Source organism: Paenibacillus sp. PL91 (assembly GCF_012935325.2).
Taxonomy (GTDB): Bacteria; Bacillota; Bacilli; order Paenibacillales; family Paenibacillaceae; genus Pristimantibacillus.
In genome coordinates, this window is sequence record NZ_JABBYG020000005.1 from 414,198 (window position 1) to 429,349 (window position 15,152).

The 15,152-nt window shown below is 49.7% G+C and carries 11 protein-coding genes; all 11 read left to right on the plus strand.

Annotated features, from left to right (window positions below; genetic code table 11):
* The first annotated feature begins 11 nt into the window (after window positions 1–11).
* The 11 genes from HI950_RS15130 to hisC all read left to right on the plus strand — a co-directional run bounded on the left by HI950_RS15130 (window position 12) and on the right by hisC (window position 15,092).
* Entirely contained in the window at window positions 12–1,505 is a 1,494-nt protein-coding gene (locus HI950_RS15130; RefSeq protein WP_187768090.1) for an NHL repeat-containing protein, read from the plus strand.
* Window positions 1,502–2,122 carry a Yip1 family protein gene (locus HI950_RS15135; RefSeq protein WP_169084838.1) on the plus strand — a complete coding sequence of 207 codons (621 nt, stop codon included), beginning with the start codon at window positions 1,502–1,504 and terminating at the stop codon, window positions 2,120–2,122. The genes HI950_RS15130 and HI950_RS15135 overlap by 4 nt, the downstream gene beginning before the upstream one ends.
* Window positions 2,123–2,136: 14 nt before the next feature.
* Window positions 2,137–4,713: a DUF5696 domain-containing protein gene (locus HI950_RS15140; protein WP_169084836.1), complete on the plus strand. Its 2,577-nt coding sequence runs from the start codon at window positions 2,137–2,139 to the stop codon at window positions 4,711–4,713.
* Entirely contained in the window at window positions 4,710–5,609 is a 900-nt protein-coding gene (locus HI950_RS15145; protein WP_169084835.1) for a carbohydrate ABC transporter permease, read from the plus strand. Before HI950_RS15140 ends, HI950_RS15145 begins: the two co-directional genes overlap by 4 nt.
* Window positions 5,610–5,680: 71 nt before the next feature.
* Complete coding sequence (locus tag HI950_RS15150) at window positions 5,681–6,637, plus strand: carbohydrate ABC transporter permease (RefSeq protein WP_169085439.1); 957 nt, start codon at window positions 5,681–5,683, stop codon at window positions 6,635–6,637.
* A 63-nt stretch (window positions 6,638–6,700) separates the two neighbouring features.
* Entirely contained in the window at window positions 6,701–7,735 is a 1,035-nt protein-coding gene (locus HI950_RS15155; protein ID WP_169084833.1) for a glycosyl hydrolase, read from the plus strand.
* Window positions 7,736–7,780: 45 nt separating this feature from the next.
* Window positions 7,781–8,875 (plus strand): SGNH/GDSL hydrolase family protein, encoded by a 1,095-nt coding sequence (locus tag HI950_RS15160; protein ID WP_169084830.1) that lies wholly within the window; start codon window positions 7,781–7,783, stop codon window positions 8,873–8,875.
* Window positions 8,872–10,344, plus strand: a complete 1,473-nt coding sequence (locus HI950_RS15165; RefSeq protein ID WP_317618369.1) for a glycosyl hydrolase — start codon at window positions 8,872–8,874, stop codon at window positions 10,342–10,344. Before HI950_RS15160 ends, HI950_RS15165 begins: the two co-directional genes overlap by 4 nt.
* Window positions 10,345–10,381: 37 nt before the next feature.
* Complete coding sequence (locus HI950_RS15170; protein ID WP_169084828.1) at window positions 10,382–12,943, plus strand: beta-mannosidase; 2,562 nt, start codon at window positions 10,382–10,384, stop codon at window positions 12,941–12,943.
* 180 nt (window positions 12,944–13,123) lie between these two features.
* On the plus strand, window positions 13,124–13,798 hold the full coding sequence (locus HI950_RS15175; RefSeq protein ID WP_169084827.1) for an S-layer homology domain-containing protein: 675 nt from the start codon (window positions 13,124–13,126) through the stop codon (window positions 13,796–13,798).
* 181 nt (window positions 13,799–13,979) lie between these two features.
* The gene (gene hisC, locus HI950_RS15180; RefSeq protein ID WP_169084825.1) at window positions 13,980–15,092 is read left to right on the plus strand and encodes a histidinol-phosphate transaminase; all 1,113 of its coding nucleotides are present in this window, start codon (window positions 13,980–13,982) and stop codon (window positions 15,090–15,092) included.
* The last annotated feature ends 60 nt before the right edge of the window (window positions 15,093–15,152 follow it).

Below are 15,152 nucleotides of genomic sequence, written 5' to 3' on the forward strand. Positions count from 1 at the left end.
GGGGATAGCGCTTGGCAGCGAAAAAATGGCTTCTCGTGGTTGCGGTGGCATCCCTATTGTTTGTACATGCTGCGCCAGTGCCGGCGTTCGCATCGTCAACGCCTTATGAGAGCTACAACTATAATTATTGGGAAGAAGCGGTGCCTGCCCCAGCGGCCTATATTCCGGGTCGTACGATATCGGGTTCAGATCTTGGCATCGGCGAATTTCTGGAGCCTGCCGATATGGTCGTTGCAGGCAGCGGACTCATCTATATTGTGGACAGCGGCAACGGCCGGATTGTGTGTGTGGACGACCAGTGGAAGGTGCAAAGCGTCATTACGGGGTTCGACAACGCAGGCAAAGCGGATAGCTTCAAAAACCCGTCCGGCTTGTTCATCGACGACGAGAGTAATCTTTATGTGGCAGATACGGATAATGGACGCGTCGTCGTCCTGACGAAGGATGGAGACTTGCTCCGCTTGATAGAGAAGCCGCAATCCGATATTTTGGCGAGTGACTTCAAATTTAATCCGTTGAAGGTGACGGTGGACAAGGCTAAGCGGGTTTATGTCGTAGCCAAAGGCGTATATGAAGGCATCATGCAGTTTGACGAAAACGGCAGCTTTATTGGCTATGTAGGGACAAACAAAGTGAAACGCGACTATACGGAGTTTTTGTGGCGTTTTCTGTCAACGAAGGCACAGAAGGCTCAAATGGTGCTCTTTATCCCAACGGAATTTTCAAATATCGATATTGACGCAAAAGGCTTCGTCTATGCGACGAATATTGATCCTGACTCCAGGGAGCCGGTTAAACGGCTTAATCCTTCGGGCGAGGATGTGCTGAAGCGCTTCGGTTATTTCGATGTAAGAGGGGATATTCTGTTCCGCAGAGTGGTTGGCCCCTCCAAGCTGATCGACGTAAAGGTGCAGGAGAATGGCAGGTACAGCGTGCTCGATGCCAATCAAGGCAAGGTGTTCACATATGATGACGAAGGCAATCTCCTCTATGTGTATGGCGGAAAAGGCAATCAGACGGGTACCTTCAAAATACCGGTAGCGATTGAGAGCTCGGGACAAAATCAGCTAGTGCTCGATCGGGGGAAAAGCAATATCGTCGTATTTGAGCCTACGAAATTTGGCTCGAGCGTCAATGAGGCTATCGGGCTTCACTATAACGGCGAGGATAAGCTGGCAGTACCGATCTGGCAGGAAGTGCTTCGGTTGAACGCCAACTATGATATCGCGTATATCGGTATCGGCAAATCGTTGTTAATGGAGAAACGAAATGGCGAAGCGCTTGAATACTTCAAGCTTGGCATGGATCGCGACGGCTATTCCGTCGCCTACAAGCGGTATCGCAGAGAAGTGATGAAGGAGCATTTTGGGACGTTCCTGACAGTGCTATTGATCCTGGCAGCCGCATGGGGCGCATTCAAGCTGGTTAGCTCTCGGAGACAGAAGCGAATGCTGACGATGCCCGGTTTTGCCGCGCAAAGCATGAAGGGGGAGAAAACGCCATGAAGCAGGATTTCATTAAGTTTCCGCTGCACCTGATTGTCCATCCATTTGACGGCTTCTGGGATATGAAATATGACGGCAAAGGCAAAGTGCGGGTAGCTCTAGTTATACTTGCGCTAGTTGTGATCTCTATCATTTTGCAAAATCAGTTCGCGGGTTTTCTAGTTAACTATAATGATCCTCGTTATTTGAACAGCATCACGCAGCTTCTCACAATCGTATTTCCATTCTTTCTGTGGTGCGTTTCCAACTGGGCGATCACAACCTTAATGGATGGGGAAGGGAAGTTTAAGGAAATCGTTATGGCAACGGGCTATGCGCTCGTTCCCATCGTCCTCCTTTACGTGCCGATCACTGTCGCAAGCCGGTTTATGGTCGAGGAAGAGACTGCTTTTTATTATTTGGTCATTTCGATCTCCTCCATCTGGTTTGTAGCGCTTCTCTTTGTCGGTACGATGACTGTACATCAGTATACGGCGTTCAAGACGATCATGACGATGATTCTAACCGTCATTGTGATGGGCATCATCGTTTTTCTAGGCACGCTGGTGATGAGTATGATGCAGCAAATATACGAATTTATCGTTAACATTTATCGAGAAATTATTTTCCGTACGTAGAGGAGGCCGCAACCGTGAGAAAACGAAAAATGCTGTTTGCGGTGCTGGCCTGCGCCGCAGCAATCATTATCCTTGCCGCTACACTGCTGCTGACGAATCGTGGCGTGCGGGCAATCGATGCAGCCGCTTATCTGAATCCAACCATAGACATGGAAGCTGGCAGCGAGCTGAAGGTGCTGTCTGACTCGTCGGCAGGCGTGCCTGGCATGAAGCTTGTGGCGGACAACTCCGAATTATCGCTCTACTACAGCCCGGACACGACGGAAATAGCGGTGAAGGATAAACGCCAAGGCGAGGTGTGGTACAGCAATCCGGTTAATCGGAGCGATGACAAAATCGCCTCGGCGTTCGAGAAAGAGGTATTGTCCTCGCAAATAACGGTGCTATTCCGGGACACTGTCGGCACATTGGACAATTTTACGAACTTTGCCCGAAGCGTCAGCGCGAAGCAGTTTACAGCCGAAAGCATTGAGAACGGCATCCGGATTACGTATACGATTGGCGACATGTCACTCGGCATCGATGCGCTGCCGAAGTTCATTAGCAAAGCCCGTCTGGAAGAGAAGGTGCTGTCCAAGCTGGATGAAACTTCAGCGAAGTACGTGTCCGTACGCTATTATCCGAGTGCGGCGAACCCGGAAGTCTTGGAGCGTCTCGATGAGCAGATCTCCAAGCAGCTAGTACTAAACAAGATGATGGCTGCTTTCCAGAAGGCGGGATATACCGAGGAGGATCTCGCCTACGACAACGAGGAGAACGGGGCTGGGGAAGGAAGCCAGTCGTCCAAGCCAAACTTCGTTATTCCATTGGAATATCGTCTTGATGGAGACTCCCTTGTCGCTTCCATTCCGGTCAAGCAGGTGAAGGAGAGCGCGAACTACCAGATTCGCAGCATCGAGCTGCTCAACTTCTTCGGCGCAGCAGGCTCGGAGCAAGAAGGCTACATGTTCGTGCCGGACGGCTCGGGCAGCCTTATTCATTTGAACAACGGCAAAGTGAAGGAAGAGCAGTATGTGCAGAAGGTGTACGGCTTCGACCCGAACGACAACAGCTTCAGACGCGGACAGGTGAGCGAAAGCGCCCGCATACCGGTATTCGGCATGAAGGCAGGAAGCTCTGCATGGTTTGCCGTCATTGAGGAAGGAGACGGTATAGCGAGCATAGCGGCCGACATTAGCGGCAAAAAAAATGCCTATAACTACGTGCACAGCAGCTTTGCTCTGCGCGGCGAGGATGAGCTTGAGCTGTATACCGGTGCTACCATTCAAGAAATTCAGCTGCTTAACGAAGAGATTTACCAAGGCGATATTAAGGTTCGGTACAGCTTCTTGGCACCTGATAAAGCTAGCTATTCAGGAATGGCAGAGCTTTACCGCGATAGACTTGTAGAGGAGAAGGCGCTAGAGCCGCTGAAAGCAGGAGAGGATATCCCTTTCTACCTTGATATCGTAGGGGCAGTCGATAAACAAAAATCATTTCTAGGCGTGCCGTATCGCTCGGTTATCTCCATGACGACATTTGATGAAGCTGCTCGAATGGCCGCGGAAATGAAGCGGGACGGCGTAAATCGATTGCTTATGCGCTATACGGGCTGGTTCGGCAAGGGCGTCAACCACAAAACGCCGGTTAAATTAAAAACGGACAGCGTGCTTGGCAGCAAGTCTGATTTGATGAAATTGTCTAAGCAGCTGGAGCAAGCCGGCGGTACATTGTTCCCGGATGTCGCCTTCCAGCATATCTATCACGATGATGGCGGCTTTACGCCTTCCTCCGATGCGGCGCGGTTCGTGACACGCGAGCAAGCGGAGCTGTATCCGTTCAACCGGGCTTTGAACCGGATGGATATGTCACTGGGAGCCTATTATTTGTTATCACCAGCAAAGCTTCCCTATTACGTGGATACGTTCATGAAAAAGTACGAGCCTCTCGAGATGAAGGGTATAGCCCTTCGCGATCTTGGCAGCGTACTGAGCTCAGACTATAGGGTCAGCCGCGTCATTCAACGGGAAACGGCCAAGCATATCGCCATGGAGCAGCTTGAGGCGATCGATAAAGGAATTGAGAACACGATGCTAACAGGCGCGAATGCTTATGCATGGCCGTACGCAGACCATCTTGTTAATGTGCCGACAGCATCCAGCGGTTTCAATATTACAGATGAAGAAGTGCCATTCTATGAAATGGTCGTTCACGGTTATATGGATTACGCCGGCAGCGCGGTTAATTTGAGCGATGAGCAGGATTTGAAGAAGCAGCTCCTTCGCTCGCTTGAGCTTGGCGCGGCACCTTATTTCTCGTGGACGTTTGAGCCGTCTTCGAAGCTGAAGTTTACCCCATTCGATACGATGTATTCTACGTATTACAAGGACTGGTACGAGCAAGCGCTGTCCATGTACAAGGAGGCGAATACGGCTCTCTCAGCGGTTAGAAATGAACAAATGGTCAATCACACGCGCCTCCAAGAGGGCGTAGTGAAAGTGGAGTATTCGAATGGAACAACGATCACGGTCAACTATACGGATAAACCCGTTGCCGTTGACGGAAATACGGTCGAAGCCGGGCATTATAGAATCGGAGGCGAGCGCCCATGAACGGATATAAGCTGACCTTAAGCCGGAAGCGTTCGCTGCTGGGCTTCGCCTTTGTCGCGCCTTGGCTCTTTGGCTTTGTGTTTATGTTTGCAACGCCGCTTATCCAATCGATCAAATTTAGCTTAAGCAAATTGACGGTTGCCCCGGCGGGCTATGAGCTCGAGTACGTTGGCTTGTCCAATTTCAAGGAAGCGTTGTTCATCGATGCGAACTTCAACCGGATATTAACACAATCGATTACGGAAATGGCATTAAACGTGCCGATGATTTTATTTTTCAGCCTCTTCTCGGCAACGTTGCTGAACCAGAAGTTCCGGGGCCGAATTATCGCGCGCGCCATCTTTTTTCTTCCGGTCATTCTCGCCTCGAACGCGATCTCGGCAGCCGAGTCGGCAGGACTTATTAATCTGGTTGGCGATGCGAGCGTCGTGAATGAGATGGGCAGCGAATCTTCGGATTACAACATTATGTCGATGGTCATGATGCTCAGCGAGGTTGGCTTGCCGCTCTCTTTCATCGATTACATTATTGAGGCCATTACGCGAATCTATGAAATTATAACGAGCTCCGGCGTGCAAATTCTTATTTTTTTAGCCGCGCTGCAGTCCGTGCCCGGATCGATGTATGAGGTCGCGAAGATGGAAGGGGCTACGGCGTATGAATCCTTTTGGAAAATTACGTTCCCGATGGTTAGCCCGCTTATACTGACCAATGTCATTTATACGATTATTGACTCCTTTACGGGCAGCGCCGTTACCGACATGATTTTTACGACAGCGTTCAAAACGCAGAACTTCGGTCTAAGCTCCGCGATGTCATGGGTTTATACGCTAATCGTCAGCATGGTCTTGCTTGTAATCGGCGTCGTTCTATCAAGAAGAGTCCACTACAACTAAGTATCTAGCAAAGGAGGAAACAGCTTATGGAAGCTTCTCAGGCCGTGCGCAATGAGGAGAATAAGTATCGGATGCAAAAAGCGAGAAACAAAACGGTCGACCTGCTCTATTCGATCTTTCGGTATGCGCTTGTGATCGGGATATCGTTCATTATTATTTATCCGCTGCTGATGAAATTTTCAGTCGCCTTCAAAGCCAAAGAGGATATATACAATCCGACGATCTACATGGTGCCCGTTCATTTTACGCTCGATAACATCAAGATGGCGATGGAGATTTTGAACTATTTCCCGCTGCTCGGCAACACGCTGCTTTTTGTTGTCGTAACGACCGTGCTGACAGCCGCCTCCTGCGCCCTTGCCGGGTACGGGTTTGCGCGCTTCTCATTCCCGGGCAGCAATGTGCTGTTCGCGCTCGTCATCTTGACGATCCTTATTCCGACGAGCACGCTGATGGTGCCGATGTACCTTCATTTCAGAAGCTTTGACCTGCTGGGGCTCGTGAAGCTTTTTACGGGAAAAGACGGCGTGAATCTATTGAATACGTATTGGCCCTCCGTCATTACCTCGGCGACCGCGATCGGGCTGAAGGCAGGATTGTTTATCTATATCTTCCGCCAGTTCTTTAAAGGGATGCCGAAGGAAATTGAGGAAGCGGCGCTCATCGATGGCGCTGGAGGGGTAAAGACCTTTCTGCGCATTATGCTGCCGAACGCGGTGCCGCCTATGCTGACGGTCGTATTGTTTTGTTTCGTCTGGCAGTATAACGACACCTTCTTCACATCGCTGTTCATGAGCGAGACGCAGCTGATGCCGCTGAAGGTCGCTTCATTATCCGCCCAGGCGAATCAGCTCATTCCGCTCTTGCTTGGCGTTGGAAGCGGCGCAAACGTGAAGGCCGATCCGAACCATGTGGCCATGATTATTGACACTGGCATTTTGCTCGCCATTATCCCGCTCATTTTGCTGTATTTGCTCGTTCAGCGTTACTTTGTGGAGAGCGTCGAGCGCAGCGGCATTATCGGCTAGCAGCCTGATTCATAAGGTCTTTCAAATATAAATAGACTGTAACAAGAATGGGAGAGACCATAGATGTGGAATGTAGAGCAGAAGTCAGCATTTAAAGTGGAGCCGAAGCTCATTAATCCAAATGCGGATGATAACGCCAAAAGGCTGATGACGTATTTGTGCGACATCTATGGAACCCGGATATTGACCGGGCAGCAAATCGGCGTAGTGTCGACACCTGAGCTTGATATTTTACATGAGGTTACTGGGAAATGCCCAGCCGTTTATGGGTTTGATTTCATGAACTATTCACCGTCGCGAACGGAGCGAGGGGCAACATGCTCCGATACGGACATTGCCATCGATTGGTGGCAAAGCGGCGGTATCGTAACCTTCTGCTGGCACTGGAATGCCCCTAAGGATTTGATCGATTTGCCGCCGGACCGAACATGGGGCAGCGGCTTCTATACGAAGGCGACGACCTTTGACGTGAAGAAAGCGATGGACGATGAGGAGTCGGAGGATTACCAGCTGCTTATTAGAGACATTGACGCAATTGCTGCTGAGCTTGCGCGGCTTCAAGCTGCTGGCGTGCCCGTGTTATGGAGACCGCTGCATGAAGCGTCGGGAGGCTGGTTTTGGTGGGGAGCGAAGGGGGCTGACCCGTGCATTCGGCTTTGGAAGCTGATGTATGACCGGATGACGAACTTGCATAAGCTCAATCATTTGATCTGGGTGTGGAATGGCCAGCACGCAGACTGGTATCCGGGTGATGAGTACGTCGATATTATCGGCGAGGATATTTATCCTCCCGAGCGAAATTACGAGTCTCAGATGGAGAGGTTTGCCGCGGCGAAGTCCTATACGAAAATGAACAAAATCATCACCTTGTCGGAAAATGGTGCGATACCTGACCCTGATTTGATGCTAAAGGATAATGCGCTATGGGCATGGAATTGTACATGGTATGGCGAATTTGTCTACGATACGATAGATGGCCGCAGAGTATATGCCGAGAAGCATACGGAGAGGGAGCAGCTGATCAAATTTTACAATCACCCTTTCTCTCTTACAAAGGATGAGCTGCCAAATCTTAAGAGCTATAAGCTGCGAGAGTAACGTATAGCAGCAAAGCCTAAACCTTTATCGAGGAGTGCGTTATCCATGACGTTGTCGATTTGGAACCACAGAAACAAGCTGCAGCGTACGCGGCAAAAAATCGAGGAGGGGCGCCTGACGGTCGGCTTTATCGGCGGCTCCATCACCGATGCCAGGCCGCGCCACAATTGGCCGGAGCCGGTTATCGGCTGGCTCGCGGAGCAATATCCAAACACGCGTATTACGGTTGAGAATGCAGCTATCGGAGCAACCGGCAGCGATTTGGCAGCTTTCCGCGCCAAGCGTGACTTGACCGATCCGGATTGCGATCTCGTGTTTATCGAATATGCGGTTAATGATGAGAATGAGCCAACTATGAAGCGCAATCGTACGAGAGAAGGTTTAATTAGGCAGCTGCTCGCCGCAGGTAGGCGCGACATAGTTATCGTATATACGTACTCGCAAAATATGTATGATGCGATGCAGTCGGGTGCGGTACCCGATACGATAAGCGAATTTGAACGTATTGCTGAATACTATCAGATTGGGTCGGTATGGATGGGCCTATATGCTTTCGAGGAGGTCAAGAAAGGCAGGCTGCGCTTTGAAGAGTGGCTGCCGGATGGACTTCACCCGACGAGCAGAGGAAGCTTAAGCTATGGCCAAAGCGTCATCGCGTATCTGACAAAGGAATTAATGGAATCGGATACGAAGGAAGCTAGGCAGGAAGCAAGTCTTCCAGAGCCTCTTGATGTTAAGTGCTGGGACGATGTGTATGCCCTTTCCTTCGATCAAGTGCAGACGAGCGGCCCTTGGGCCGTACGCAGATGGCCTCACCTAGAATGGATCGATCATGTTTTGGAGACTTCGGCTGTCGGAGCGGGTCTTTCGTTCTCTTTCGAGGGAAGAGGCCTCGCGCTTGGCTTCGACTTTGGCAGAAGCTCCGCAGAGTTTCGGTATCGAATAGACGGAGGTGAATGGCTGACCTCGGAGCGAGAGCGTCCGTCGTGGTTGGCGGAGGACGGCTGGTATCGGCTTAGCTGCTTTGGAGACGATTGGGCCGGTGGCTCTCATCGCTTCGAGCTTGAGGTGATACATGGCAATCGCGCCAATTGTACAGGCACCAATTTTCGATTGGCGAAGGTAGGCATTATACGGTGATCATTAATAGAAAGCAAATGGTTATAGGCGCAGCAGCTGTAACCTTGCTAGCGGTTGTGGGCTCGGGCTTCTGGTTTGGACTAGCCTTCAACGCAAAAAAGGAACCGCCATTCGCCATTTATGAGGCGGAGGATGGGCAGCTAAGCGGAACGAACGTTTCGCAAGGAGCTGACGGGTTCTCCGGCTCTGGCTTCGTGACCGGCTTTACTGATGAGGACGATCTGCTCATGATTGAAGCTGAAGCGCCAAAAACAGCGCTTTACGATGTGTGGGTCAGCTATCGTGCTCCAAATGGAAATAAAGTGGCGGGTCTCTCGTTAAACGATAATCCGCACGGCGATTTGGCATTGGAGTCTAACCAATCATTTATAGAGCTTAAGGCGGGAAAAATGCTCCTAAACAAGGGCGTAAACCGTATTAGTCTTACGCGCGGCTGGGGCTACTACGATATCGACTATATCAAATTGCAAAAAACGAAGCCGGCAGCAAAGCATAAAGTTGCCAATCGATTAGTTAATCCAAATGCTTCTGCGGAAGCGAAGCAGCTAATGAATTATTTGGTGAAAAGCTACGGGAAGTCGATGCTATCAGGTCAGACGGAGCTTGAAAACGTAGACTGGATTGAGAAGAAGACCGGCAAGAAACCGGCAATGGTCGGATTTGACCTAATTGATTACTCACCTACAAGAGCTGAGCATGGAGCCATTTCGTATGAAGTGGAGAAGGCGCTGGGATGGCATAAGCAGGGGGGCATTACAACTTTCCTCTGGCATTGGAATGCCCCTTCCGGCGTAATGGACGAGAAGGGAAAAGAGTGGTGGCGGGGCTTTTATACCGATTCGGTAACCTTTGATTTGGAGCAAACGTTAAGCCATCACGAATCGGTGGATTACAAGCTTCTACTATCGGATATCGATGTCATTGCGGAGCAGCTCAAAAGATTAAATGATGCGAAGGTACCCGTGCTGTTCAGGCCGCTGCATGAAGCGGAGGGCGGATGGTTCTGGTGGGGAGCGAAAGGGCCTGAACCGGCGAAAGAGCTTTACCGGCTATTGTATGATCGGCTCGTCAACAAGCATGGACTGAACAATTTGATTTGGGTGTGGAATTCTGTGCAGCCGGAATGGTATCCTGGTGACGATGTGGTTGATATCGTAAGCGTGGACAGCTATCCGCCGCCAGGTGATCATTCACCGGTTAGCAATCACTTTGATAACCTCGTTGCGCTCGTCAATGACAAAAAGCTGGTAGCTTTAACCGAAAACGGTTCAATCCCCGATCCGGATCTAATGAAAGCCTATGGAGCGAATTGGAGCTGGTTCGTCACTTGGGAAGGTGAATATTTGACCGGAGGGAAGCATAACAGCGAGCAGATTTTAAACAAAATATACAATCATCCAGACGTTATAACACTTGACGAACTGCCAAACTTATTCGGAATGAAAAAAGATGCAGAGATAGAAGAGTGACAAGCGATAGGAAGACATAACCCTTCAGGAGGACGACATGAGAGAAACAAAACAAGTGCTGAACAATTGGAAATTTAAGGCGTGCAAGGATAATGAGTGGTTGGAGGCAATCGTTCCGGGCTGCGTACATACAGACCTGCTGCGAAATGGCGTCATCAAAGATCCTTTCTATGCGACTAATGAGCATGATTTGCAATGGATCGACAAAATCGATTGGGAATATGAAGCGCGCTTTGACGTGGAAGAGCAGCTATATAAAGCCTCTTCGCTTGAGCTGGTATTCGATGGCCTCGATACGTATGCAGACGTCTATGTGAACGGCAAGCATGTGTTGTCCGCCGATAATATGTTTAGAACGTGGAAGGCAGATGTAAAATCGGTTGTGACGGCTAAAGCCAATATTTTGCTGATCAAATTCCGCTCGCCCGTCCAAGAGGATTTGCCGAAAATCGAGAAGCTGGGCTATAATCTGCCGGCTTCGAATGATCAATCTGAGCTCGGAGGGCTTGGCGCGCAGAAGATTAGCATTTTCGCAAGAAAAGCGCCTTATCATTATGGTTGGGATTGGGGCCCGAGGTTCGTCACTAGCGGCATTTGGCGCGAAGCTAGGCTCGAGGGCTGGTCTGACATCAAAATAAATGACGTTTATGTTAAGCAGGACCAGGTTTCGGCATCGGAAGCTAGCCTAACGGTTAGCGTAGAAATAGAATCAGAGCACGCGTGGAGCGGCTTGGTGAGACTGGGCGCGGACGGCCAAGCGTGGGAGCAAGAGGCTCATTTGGCAGAGGGCGTTAATGTCATTGAGATGCCAATCGTTATCGAGCAGCCGAAGCTATGGTGGAGCAGAGGACTTGGCGATGCCCATTTGTACACCTTTACAGCAGAGCTGCTGCATGAAGAGAAGTCAATCGCAGCCAAATCCGTACGCACCGGCTTGCGCTCTGTTCGCTTAGTAAGAGACAAGGATGCGGTAGGGGCAACCTTTTATTTTGAGCTTAACGGTGTGCCTGTATTTGCGAAAGGCGCCAACCATATTCCGAATGACAGCTTCATTACGGAAGTGACGGATGAGCGCTACAGGCATGAAATCGTTACGGCAGCGGAATCCAATATGAATATGCTTCGGGTGTGGGGCGGCGGCATATACGAGCAGTCAGTATTTTACGAGCTATGCGATGAGTACGGCATATTGGTGTGGCAGGACTTTATGTTCGCATGCAGCATGTATCCCGGCGACAAGGCATTCCTCGATAATGTTCGCATGGAAGCGGAAGAGAACGTGAAGCGTCTGCGCAATCACCCTTCTATCGTGCTGTGGTGCGGCAATAACGAGATTGATTCCGCTTGGGCGCAGTATGACGAGAATGGCGGCTGGGGCTGGAAGAAGGATTATACGCAGGAGCAGCGTGCCGTTATATGGGCAGACTACGAGACTATATTCCATGACATTTTAGCCGACGCGGTTACGGCGCATGCGCCGGGAACACAATATTGGCCGTCTTCACCGCTAATCTCGCTTTCGGGAGACATTAACCAGCATGCGCATCCGCTCTCCACCGAGGGAGATGTCCATTATTGGGGTGTTTGGCATGCGGTTGAGCCGTTCGAGAACTACAATGTCAAAATCGGTCGCTTCATGAGCGAATACGGCTTCCAGTCGTTTCCTGAATATGATACGGTCATGACGTTTGCGACGGAGCAGGATTTGGCGCTTGATTCAAAGGTTATGCGGGCGCATCAGAAGAACGGCGACGGCAATCGTCTCATTAAGGAATACATGGATATTTATATGAACGAGCCGAAGGATTTCAGCTCCTTCCTCTATATGAGCCAAGTATTGCAGGCTGAGGCAATGAAGATGGCGATTGAAGCGCATAGACGCAGCATGCCGTATTGCATGGGGACGCTTTACTGGCAAATGAACGATTGCTGGCCGGTTGCCTCTTGGGCTGGCGTGGATTATTACGGCAAGTGGAAAGCGATGCAGTATTATGCCAAAAGAAGCTTTGCCGACACGCTGCTATCGTTTGACAAAACGGATGACGGTAAGGTTAACGTGCATGTTGTAACCGATTTGCTTGCGCCGATTTCCGGGGACCTTCGGTTGACGCTGTACGATTTTGCCGGCACTTTGATCAAGCAGGTGTCGAGCAAGGTTGAAGTGGCGGGCAATAGTGCGGCTATCGTCAGCTCAATTAATGAGCAGGAGTGGCTGGATGGCCATGAGGCAGGCAGCATTGTATTGTACGCAGAGCTTGAGCAGGACGGCCGGCTAGTGGATAGCAAAGCGTATTATTTCGTCAAGGCGAAGGAGCAGAAGCTGACAGCAGGCACGATTCGCATCAACGAAGTAGAAGGCAGCAATGGCACGGCGTTCTCGCTGGAGGCGGATGCTCTGCTGAAGCAAGTGTGGCTAACTGCAGAGGGGGAAGGCATGTTCTCCGACAATTTCTTTGATCTTATCCCTGGCGTCGCGAAGACGGTAGAATTCCGTTTGCGCGAAAGCAGCGAGAAAATGAGCAAGCCGGCAGCCGCTGGCAAAGTCCAAGCGCGCTCGATGATTGATTTTTTGGCTGACAGCAGCGAAGAACAGGCATAACAAGCAACTAGGCGCTAGTGACCGAGCATTGGTCAGCTAGCGCCTTTTTCTTCAGTAAAGGAACTCTTTTTTTGAGGTATTTATAAAGTTTATAAAAAAAGGTAAGTAAGATTGCAACCTTTTATTTTGAGGCTCGTCTATGAGGAAGGAACGTTCCAAAAACTAGATGAGGTGACAACGATGACTGCAAAATTCAAACTGGTTACATTAGCCGCTACTGCTGTTCTATCCCTTTCGATCGCTGGACAAAGCTTTGCCGCGACATCAACGTTTACAGATCTTACGAATGCAGCAGCTAAAGATAAAATTTCCTCCCTTCAAGAGAGAGGCTTGGTGAATGGCGTCAGCAGCGATCGTTTTTCCCCGGATGCAACGCTGACAGCGGCACAAGGCATTAAGCTCATTGTGAATGCTCTCGATTTGAATATGGATTTGATCCGATTTGTTAAAGAGCCTAAGGCGACGGATTATTTTGAAAAAGCGGATAATGCCGCTTGGTACGCAGACACTTTAATCATCGCCGCGAACAATAACATGGATCTTCCCAAGGATCTTGACCCCAATCAGACTTGGACAAAAGAACAGTTTACGCATCAGCTTATTTTAGCGATTGAGCTGCACAGCAATTTGCCGATGATCAAAATCATGCCGGTTGAGATTGGCGATCAGGCTGATCTATCGATTGAATATGACGGCTCTATCCAACGCGCGCTTGCGCTTGGCATTGCTGCTCTGGATAACGAAGGCAACTTTAAACCACAGCAGAGCATTTCCCGCGCGGATGCAGCGGAGCTTATCTTTAATGCGCTAGCTTATATTGAGGCTCATCCAGCTCCTGCTCAACCATTGTCTTAATTGCAAGTGAAGTAACGAGGGAGGCGCCTGTGAAGGCTGCCTTCCTTTTTTCATTATGGAGTGGAAAGCGTTCATTTAAAAAGCAGAAAATTCGTTATACATTAACTCTTTACTGCGCCAAAGAGTTAATGTATTATTGTGTTAAAGTTTTTTAATTACGTCTATGAAGGTGATCCTATTAATGAGTGAAGAAATCGTGATACAAGCACGTAAGGAACTAACACAAATGAAGCCCTATTCCCCTGGAAAGCCGATCTGGGAGGTGCAGAAGGAGCTGGGCTTGGAGCGGGTTGTTAAGCTCGCCTCCAATGAGAATCCGCTCGGGCCTTCTCCTAAAGCGGTAGAGGCTATGCAGGCTGCATTAACAGATCTCCACCGTTATCCAGACGCTCAATCTATACAATTGAAGCAAGCAATTGCAGGCCGTTATGAGCTAGCGGAAGAGCAAGTTATAGTGACCAATGGCGGGGATGAGCTGATTACGCTTATTTCAGAAACTTTTTTGGATGCGAGCGATGAGATTATCGTACCGGGTCCTACCTTTAGCGAATATGAATTTGGAGCCCAGCTGATGGGGGCTAAGGCGATAGTAGCACCGCTCAAGGGAGATTTTCAATACGATTCGGATGCTATCCTTGCAGCAGTGACGGAACGGACCAAAATGGTGTATTTATGTTCTCCAAATAATCCAACCGGCACGATTTTGTCCAAAAAGGAGCTGCAGCACCTGCTCGATTCCCTTCCGAAACGGGTGCTGGTTGTGCTAGATGCCGCTTATAGCCATTTCGTTACGGCGGAGCATTATTCGGATGGGGTTGAATTTGTGAGAGCGGGCTACCCGCTAATCGTCTTGAAAACCTTTTCGAAAATATACGGTCTTGCCGGAATTCGTGTAGGCTTCGGGGCAGCGCCGCAAGCGATTATTCAAAGCATCCTGCAGGTCAAAGAGCCGTTCAACGTTAACGCTTTGGCACAGGCAGCAGCAATCGCTGCTACTGGGGACGAGGAGCATGTAACGCGTTCGCAAACGCTAGTTATAGAGGAGCGTGAGCGTCTGTATGCTGCATTCCAGCAGCTGGGACTTAGCTATACAATGAGCATGAGCAACTTTGTGCTGGTGAAGGTAGGCGAGCAATCGGAATCTATATATAAGCAATTGATGGCTAATGGGATTATCGTTCGTCTAGCAAACACATGGGGATTGCCCCTGCATTTACGGATATCGATAGGGACGCCAGAAGAGAATGATTTGTTGATCGCAGCATTAAGTGATATTTTGAAACAGAAGGTATAATTAAAAAAGATCAGCCTGTCTGGGAATTCCAGCAGGGCTGATCTTTTTTAATTGAATCAA

Excerpts from the sequence above, each read along its gene's own strand:
- HI950_RS15175 (WP_169084827.1), top strand. The coding sequence starts at position 13,124 with ATGACTGCAAAATTCAAACTGGTTACATTAGCCGCTACTGCTGTTCTA.
- HI950_RS15145 (WP_169084835.1), top strand. The coding sequence starts at position 4,710 with ATGAACGGATATAAGCTGACCTTAAGCCGGAAGCGTTCGCTGCTGGGC.
- HI950_RS15155 (WP_169084833.1), top strand. The coding sequence starts at position 6,701 with ATGTGGAATGTAGAGCAGAAGTCAGCATTTAAAGTGGAGCCGAAGCTC.
- hisC (WP_169084825.1), top strand. The coding sequence starts at position 13,980 with ATGAGTGAAGAAATCGTGATACAAGCACGTAAGGAACTAACACAAATG.
- HI950_RS15170 (WP_169084828.1), top strand. The coding sequence starts at position 10,382 with ATGAGAGAAACAAAACAAGTGCTGAACAATTGGAAATTTAAGGCGTGC.
- HI950_RS15150 (WP_169085439.1), top strand. The coding sequence starts at position 5,681 with ATGCAAAAAGCGAGAAACAAAACGGTCGACCTGCTCTATTCGATCTTT.
- HI950_RS15160 (WP_169084830.1), top strand. The coding sequence starts at position 7,781 with ATGACGTTGTCGATTTGGAACCACAGAAACAAGCTGCAGCGTACGCGG.
- HI950_RS15135 (WP_169084838.1), top strand. The coding sequence starts at position 1,502 with ATGAAGCAGGATTTCATTAAGTTTCCGCTGCACCTGATTGTCCATCCA.